Origin of the sequence: Streptomyces scabichelini (genome assembly GCF_011045015.1) — a bacterium.
Classification (GTDB): Bacteria; Actinomycetota; Actinomycetes; order Streptomycetales; family Streptomycetaceae; genus Streptomyces; species Streptomyces scabichelini.
On sequence record NZ_JAAKZY010000356.1, the window covers coordinates 1 to 6,226 of the forward strand.

Below are 6,226 nucleotides of genomic sequence, written 5' to 3' on the forward strand. Positions count from 1 at the left end.
GCCGGTCAGCCGACCCCACCGGTCAGCCGCCCCCCTCCCGTCGGTCGTCGTCCTCCGCCGCCTGCTCCACCAGCGGGATGATCCGCAGCGGAACCGGGTTCTCCATGACGATCGCCGTGGCGGCCCGGACGATGCCGTCAAAACCGACGACCCGGTCGATCACCCGCTGAAGATCGGCGTTGGAGCGGGCGACCAGACGGCACAGCATGTCCCCGCTGCCCGTCGTCGTGTGCAACTCCAGCACCTCGGGGACGGTCGCCAAGTGCGCGCGTACGTCCGTCCCCTGCCCCTGCCGGATCTGGAGGGTCGCGAACGCCGTGACGGGGTACCCGAGCGCCGCGGGGTCCACCTGGGGACCGAAACCGCGGATGACTCCGTTCGACTGAAGCCGGTCGAGGCGGGCCTGGACCGTGCCGCGCGCGACACCCAGCCGCCGGGACGCCTCCAGCACGCCGATCCGCGGCTCCTCGGCCAGCAGCACGATCAGCCGGCCGTCCAGATGATCGATCCCCATGAGGGCCTCCCGGGTGGTCATCCTGTACAGAAGGCCCGGTCGGTCGAGCCATTCGCTGCGCACATTGTCCAGTGAATACGCAAACTATTGCGCACCTTGCGGAACGGAGGGAGCGTATCGCCATGACTGAGACCATCCATCACACCCCTGGTACCGCGCGCGAGGCAGACCCCTTCCCGGTCAAGGGAATGGACGCGGTCGTCTTCGCCGTGGGCAACGCCAAGCAGGCGGCGCACTACTACTCCACCGCCTTCGGCATGCGGCTCGTCGCGTACTCCGGACCGGAGAACGGCAGCCGCGAGACAGCGTCGTACGTCCTCGAGAACGGCTCCGCACGCTTCGTCCTCACCTCCGTCATCAAGCCCGCCACCACCTGGGGCCACTTCCTCGCCGAGCATGTGGCCGAACACGGCGACGGCGTGATCGACCTCGCCATCCAGGTCCCGGACGCGCGCGCCGCGTACGCGTACGCCATCGAGCACGGCGCCCGCTCGGTCGAGGAGCCGTACGAGATCAAGGACGAGTACGGCACGGTCGTCCTCGCGGCGATCGCCACGTACGGGCAGACCCGGCACACCCTCGTCGAGCGGACGGGTTACGACGGCCCGTACCTGCCCGGCTTCGTGGCCGCGGACCCGATCGTCGAGCCGCCCGCCCACCGCACCTTCCAGGCGATCGACCACTGCGTCGGCAACGTCGAGCTCGGCCGGATGAACGAGTGGGTCGGCTTCTACAACAAGGTCATGGGCTTCACGAACATGAAGGAGTTCGTGGGCGACGACATCGCGACCGAGTACAGCGCGCTGATGTCGAAGGTCGTCGCGGACGGGACCCTGAAGGTCAAGTTCCCGATCAACGAGCCCGCCATCGCGAAGAAGAAGTCCCAGATCGACGAGTACCTGGAGTTCTACGGCGGCGCGGGCGTCCAGCACATCGCGCTCAACACGAACGACATCGTCGAGACGGTACGCACCATGCGGGCGGCCGGAGTCCAGTTCCTGGCCACGCCCGACTCGTACTACGACACGCTGGGGGAGTGGGTCGGCGACACCCGCGTCCCCGTCGAGACCCTCCGCGAGCTGAAGATCCTCGCCGACCGCGACGAGGACGGCTATCTGCTGCAGATCTTCACCAAGCCGGTCCAGGACCGTCCGACCGTCTTCTTCGAGATCATCGAACGCCACGGCTCGATGGGCTTCGGAAAGGGCAACTTCAAGGCGCTGTTCGAGGCGATCGAGCGGGAGCAGGAGAAGCGGGGCAATCTCTGACCCGCCGCGTGGGCCTCCGGCTCTGAGCGGTATCGGGGAAAGCACGCTGCTGTACCGCGCCCCGTAAGGGGCGCGGGGAACTGCGCGACCAGCCACAACGGACCCGCAGCTTCATGACCGCACCGCCAGCGGAGCGCCTAGGCTGGCCTTATGGCCAGGATGAACGACGTGGGCGGAATGCAGGGCTTCGGTGCCATCGACACCACCGATGACACCGAGCCCTTCCACGCGGACTGGGAGGCGCGGGTCTTCGGGCTCTTCAACGCCCTGCGCGCGCAAGGGGTGTTCAACACCGACGAGTTCAGGGACGCGATCGAGTCGATGCCGCCGGAGGAGTATCTGGCGGCCTCGTACTACGAGCGGTGGTTCCACGCGATCAGCACGCTCCTGGAGCGCAAGGGCCTTCTCGAGCCGGGGGAACTCGATGACTGACCGCTTCCCGCCGGGTGCCTGTGTCCGTACGTACCTCCACGACCCGCCGCACCACACCCGCCTGCCCCGGTACGCGCGCGGAAAGCGCGGAGTCGTCGTCGAGCCCGAGGGCGCCGCACCGCTCGCGGACGTGAGCGCGCGCGGCGGCGGGGACGCGCCGGTCGAGCAGGTCTACGCGGTACGGTTCGCGGCCCGCGACCTCTGGGGCGAGGGCGACCATCACGTCGTACTCGACCTGTGGGAAAGCTACTTGGAGCAGGACCCCGCATCGGAGGAGGACCCCGGACATGAGCGGTGACCACGCCGACGCGCTGATCTCCCGGAAGGTGCGGCGACTGGAGACGCTCCTCGAGGAGAAGGGCGTGCTCTCGGGCGGGGCCCTGGATGAGACGCTCGACGCGTTCCTCGCCGGGGCGTCCCCGGCGAACGGCGCGCGCGTGGTGGCCCGGGCCTGGACGGACGAGGCGTACCGGGCCCGCCTCCTCGCGGACGGTACGGCCGCGGTCAAGGAACTCGGCCTCATGGAAGGCCCGTTCCAGCGCCTGAGGGTGGTCGAGAACACGGAGTCGGTGCACAACGTCATCGTCTGCACCCTCTGCTCCTGCTACCCGATCCGCCTCCTCGGCCCGTCCCCCAGCTGGTACAAGTCCGAGGCCTACCGCTCCCGCGTCGTCCGCGAACCCCGGGCCGTCCTGGCCGAGTTCGGCCTCCACCTGCCCGACTCGACGGACATCACGGTCTGGGACTCCAGCGCGGAGACCCGCTACATGGTCCTGCCACGCCGCCCTCCGGGCACGGATTCCCTGCCGGAGCGGGAGCTGGCGTCTCTGGTCACCCGCAACGCCCTTATCGGAACGGGCGCCTAAGGGGGGTGGGGGGCGGTTCGTGGGCGGCTGCGGGTTGTCGGTGGCTGATCGCGCAGTTCCCCGCGCCCCTAAAGGGCGCACCCTTTAGGGGCGCGGGGAACTGCGCGACAAGCCCCCACGCACCCGCACTCGACAACGAACGCACTCGACAACGAACCCCACCGCCCAACCGCCGGAGGCAACAGGCTTCACAGCGAAGCCCCCGGATGCGACGCTGTGATCATGAGCCGTATCGAAGCCCCACGCGACGAAGCGACGGGGAACCTCCTCGACCGCCTGCTCGCGGGCCTGCCGGCCGAGGCGGTCCTCACCGACCCGGACATCACGGCCTCGTACGCCAACGACATGGCCAGCTTCTGCGAGGCCGGCACCCCCGCCGTCGTCGTGCTGCCGCGGACCGTCGAAGAGGTCCAGCACATCATGCGCATCGCCACCGAGCTGCGCGTCCCCGTCGTCCCGCAGGGCGCCCGCAGCGGACTGTCGGGCGCGGCCAACGCCTCTGACGGCTGCATCGTGCTGTCCCTGCTGAAAATGGACCGGATTCTCGAGATCAGCCCGGTCGACCGCATCGCCGTGGTCGAACCCGGCGTCATCAACGCCGCGCTGTCCCGCGCCGTCAACGAACACGGCCTCTACTACCCGCCGGACCCCTCCAGCTGGGAGATGTGCACGATCGGCGGCAACATCGGCACGGCCTCCGGCGGGCTGTGCTGCGTGAAGTACGGAGTCACCGCCGAGTACGTCCTCGGCCTGGACGTCGTCCTCGCCGACGGCCGCCTCATGCACACCGGCCGCCGCACGGCCAAGGGCGTCGCCGGATACGACCTCACCCGCCTGTTCGTCGGCTCGGAGGGCTCGCTCGGGATCGTCGTACGGGCCGTCCTGGCGCTCAAGCCCCAGCCGCCCCAGCAGCTGGTGCTGGCCGCCGAGTTCGGGTCCGCGTCCGCCGCCTGTGACGCCGTATGCCGGATCATGGAGGGCGGGCACGTGCCGTCCCTCCTCGAACTGATGGACCGTACGACGGTGAAGGCCGTCAACGACATGGCGAACATGGGCCTCCCGGAGACCACGGAGGCCCTGCTGCTCGCCGGCTTCGACACCTCCGACCCCGCCGCCGACCTCGCCGCGCTCGGCGCGCTGTGCGAGGCCGCGGGCGCCACCCAGGTCGTACCGGCCGACGATGCCGCCGAGTCCGAACTCCTCCTCCAGGCACGGCGGTTGTCGCTCACCGCGCTCGAAGCGGTCAAGGGCACGACGATGATCGACGACGTGTGCGTACCGCGTTCGCGGCTCGGCGCGCTGCTCGAAGGCGTCGAGCGGATCGCCGAGAAATACAGCCTGACCATCGGCGTCTGCGCGCACGCAGGGGACGGCAACACCCACCCCACCGTCTGCTTCGACGCCGGCGACCCCGACGAGTCCCGGCGCGCCCGCGAGTCCTTCGACGAGATCATGGCCCTCGGCCTGGAACTGGGCGGCACGATCACCGGCGAACACGGCGTGGGCATCCTGAAGAAGGAATGGCTGGCACGCGAGATCGGTCCGGTGAGCGTGGAGATGCAGCGCGCGATCAAGGCGGCCTTCGACCCGCTGGGCATCCTCAACCCGGGAAAGCTGTTCTGAGCAGCTCGACGAGGCCGCCGTCGATGCCGAGCCGTCCCCCCTCGGAACCCGGAGGGACCGCCCGCAGAGTGCGCTCCAGCCAGGCGGAGACCTGGGCCGCCGGTGCCTTGAGCAAGGCGTCACCGTCGGGTGAACTGAGCGCCATCACGACGACACTGCGGCCGCCCGCCTTCGTCGGCCACACCCGCACATCACCGTCCCCGCACGCCCGGAACACCCCCTCGACGAGGAGCTCCCGCGCGAACGTCCAGTTCACGGGGCGGGCGGAGTCGACGTGGAAGGTGATGTGGACGGCGTACGGATCGTCGCTGCGATACCGGAGCCTCGCCGGCACGGGGATGCTGTGCTCCGGCGACAGGACGAGTTCGATCTCCAGCTCGCGTTCCACCACGGTGTGCATGTCGTGGGTCTCCTCTCGTTCGGGGGCCTGCGGGCCGGCCCGTACGAGTGGAGAGGGGGCGGGGCGCGAAGCATTACGCGGGTTCGCGGAATTCCCCGGAAAAGCGTGGCGGAACCTTGCTCGAACGGGGTAGGTACGGCAGGACCGAACGTGACCTTCGCGAGCGTCTGATAGATGTGGACGCTCAACACGACCCCCGAGCAGATACGGGACGACGGACATGAGCGCCCCAACCCCGGCCCCCGGCGACGACAGGCCCCGCGAAGGGTATTACCCGGACCCGTCCATTCCTGGATATGTCCGGTACTGGAACGGCGCCTCATGGGTGCCGGGCACCAGCCGCCCCGCGCCGTCCGGAGGCGAACCGCTCCCGGCACCAGAGAGCGGGCGTCCTGCCTCCGCCGCAACGGAGGAGACGGGCCCGCACTTCTTCGACGAGGACCCGCCCGCCGCGGGCCCCTCGCGCGCGGAGGCCCAGCACGGCAGCAGGCCCGAGCCCGCGACCGCGTGGGGCGCCGACCGCTCCCGCCAGACCGGCTTCGGCGGCGAGCAGGACCGCCGGGTCCGCTGGGGCGCTCCCGCCGATCCACGCGTACCGTCCGAGCCGTCCCAGCCGGAGGGCAGGTCCGAGCACACCGAGGGCACGGTCAGGTTCCGTGCGCCCAGGTCCGAGGACCGGGTCGACGACACGACCGACAGGGCCGGCACGGCCGACAGGACCGACGCGACCGGGGACGCCCAGCCCCCGGCTTCCGGCGGCACGGTGGTGTTCCGCAGGCCCACGGGGCGGGTGCGGCCCACCGCAGGGCCGGGGGAGGAGTCGTCCGGCTCGCCCAGGACCGGGGCGGCCGGAGCCTCCGGTGTCCCCAGCGCCCGTAACCCTTTCGCCTCCGAGGGCACGATGGCGTTCCGGGCTGCCACTCCGCGTCAGCGGCAGCTGCGCGATCCGCACGCCGCGGGCCCCACCGCGGGAGGCCTCCTCTCCCAGGGCGCCGGTGCTGCGGCGGCCGGTGCCCAGACCCCCGCCGTACCGGAACAGTCCACGAACTCCCCGGCTCCACAGTCCGCCGCGGCTCCCTCCACTCCCACTGTCTCCTCCACTCCCTCCGCACCCTCTACCCCC

Annotated in this window: 8 protein-coding genes; 6 read left to right on the forward strand and 2 right to left on the reverse strand. The window is 70.4% G+C overall.

Annotated features, from left to right (window positions below; translation table 11 throughout):
* Positions 1–22 precede the first annotated feature (22 nt).
* Complete coding sequence (locus tag G5C60_RS48905) at positions 23–514, reverse strand: Lrp/AsnC family transcriptional regulator (protein ID WP_165270483.1); 492 nt, start codon at positions 512–514, stop codon at positions 23–25.
* Between the two features lie 122 nt (positions 515–636).
* Between G5C60_RS48905 and hppD the strand changes: the two genes are divergently transcribed.
* The 5 genes from hppD (at position 637) to G5C60_RS48930 (ending at position 4,703) form a co-directional block, all read left to right on the forward strand.
* Positions 637–1,782 carry a 4-hydroxyphenylpyruvate dioxygenase gene (gene hppD, locus G5C60_RS48910; protein WP_165270485.1) on the forward strand — a complete coding sequence of 382 codons (1,146 nt, stop codon included), beginning with the start codon at positions 637–639 and terminating at the stop codon, positions 1,780–1,782.
* Between the two features lie 150 nt (positions 1,783–1,932).
* Positions 1,933–2,214, forward strand: a complete 282-nt coding sequence (locus tag G5C60_RS53895; RefSeq protein WP_165270487.1) for an SH3-like domain-containing protein — start codon at positions 1,933–1,935, stop codon at positions 2,212–2,214.
* Positions 2,207–2,512, forward strand: coding sequence for an SH3-like domain-containing protein (locus G5C60_RS53900; RefSeq protein WP_165270489.1), 306 nt, complete (start codon positions 2,207–2,209; stop codon positions 2,510–2,512). Before G5C60_RS53895 ends, G5C60_RS53900 begins: the two co-directional genes overlap by 8 nt.
* Positions 2,502–3,080: a nitrile hydratase subunit alpha gene (gene nthA, locus G5C60_RS48925; protein ID WP_165270491.1), complete on the forward strand. Its 579-nt coding sequence runs from the start codon at positions 2,502–2,504 to the stop codon at positions 3,078–3,080. Before G5C60_RS53900 ends, nthA begins: the two co-directional genes overlap by 11 nt.
* 216 nt (positions 3,081–3,296) lie before the next feature.
* On the forward strand, positions 3,297–4,703 hold the full coding sequence (locus tag G5C60_RS48930) for an FAD-linked oxidase C-terminal domain-containing protein (protein WP_165270493.1): 1,407 nt from the start codon (positions 3,297–3,299) through the stop codon (positions 4,701–4,703).
* On the opposite strand, the gene G5C60_RS48935 is transcribed toward G5C60_RS48930, so the two are convergent.
* Complete coding sequence (locus G5C60_RS48935; protein WP_165270495.1) at positions 4,681–5,103, reverse strand: SsgA family sporulation/cell division regulator; 423 nt, start codon at positions 5,101–5,103, stop codon at positions 4,681–4,683. The two genes, G5C60_RS48930 and G5C60_RS48935, sit on opposite strands and share 23 nt — an antisense overlap.
* A gap of 220 nt (positions 5,104–5,323) precedes the next feature.
* On the opposite strand from G5C60_RS48935, the gene G5C60_RS48940 reads away from it, so the two are divergent.
* On the forward strand, positions 5,324–6,226 hold a 903-nt coding region (locus G5C60_RS48940; RefSeq protein WP_165270497.1), incomplete at its 3' end, for a DUF2510 domain-containing protein.

What these genes read in the sequence shown, in the direction of transcription:
- G5C60_RS48905 (WP_165270483.1), bottom strand. Translation starts at nt 514, where the DNA reads ATGGGGATCGATCATCTGGACGGCCGGCTGATCGTGCTGCTGGCCGAG.
- hppD (WP_165270485.1), top strand. Translation starts at nt 637, where the DNA reads ATGACTGAGACCATCCATCACACCCCTGGTACCGCGCGCGAGGCAGAC.
- G5C60_RS53895 (WP_165270487.1), top strand. Translation starts at nt 1,933, where the DNA reads ATGGCCAGGATGAACGACGTGGGCGGAATGCAGGGCTTCGGTGCCATC.
- G5C60_RS53900 (WP_165270489.1), top strand. Translation starts at nt 2,207, where the DNA reads ATGACTGACCGCTTCCCGCCGGGTGCCTGTGTCCGTACGTACCTCCAC.
- nthA (WP_165270491.1), top strand. Translation starts at nt 2,502, where the DNA reads ATGAGCGGTGACCACGCCGACGCGCTGATCTCCCGGAAGGTGCGGCGA.
- G5C60_RS48935 (WP_165270495.1), bottom strand. Translation starts at nt 5,103, where the DNA reads ATGCACACCGTGGTGGAACGCGAGCTGGAGATCGAACTCGTCCTGTCG.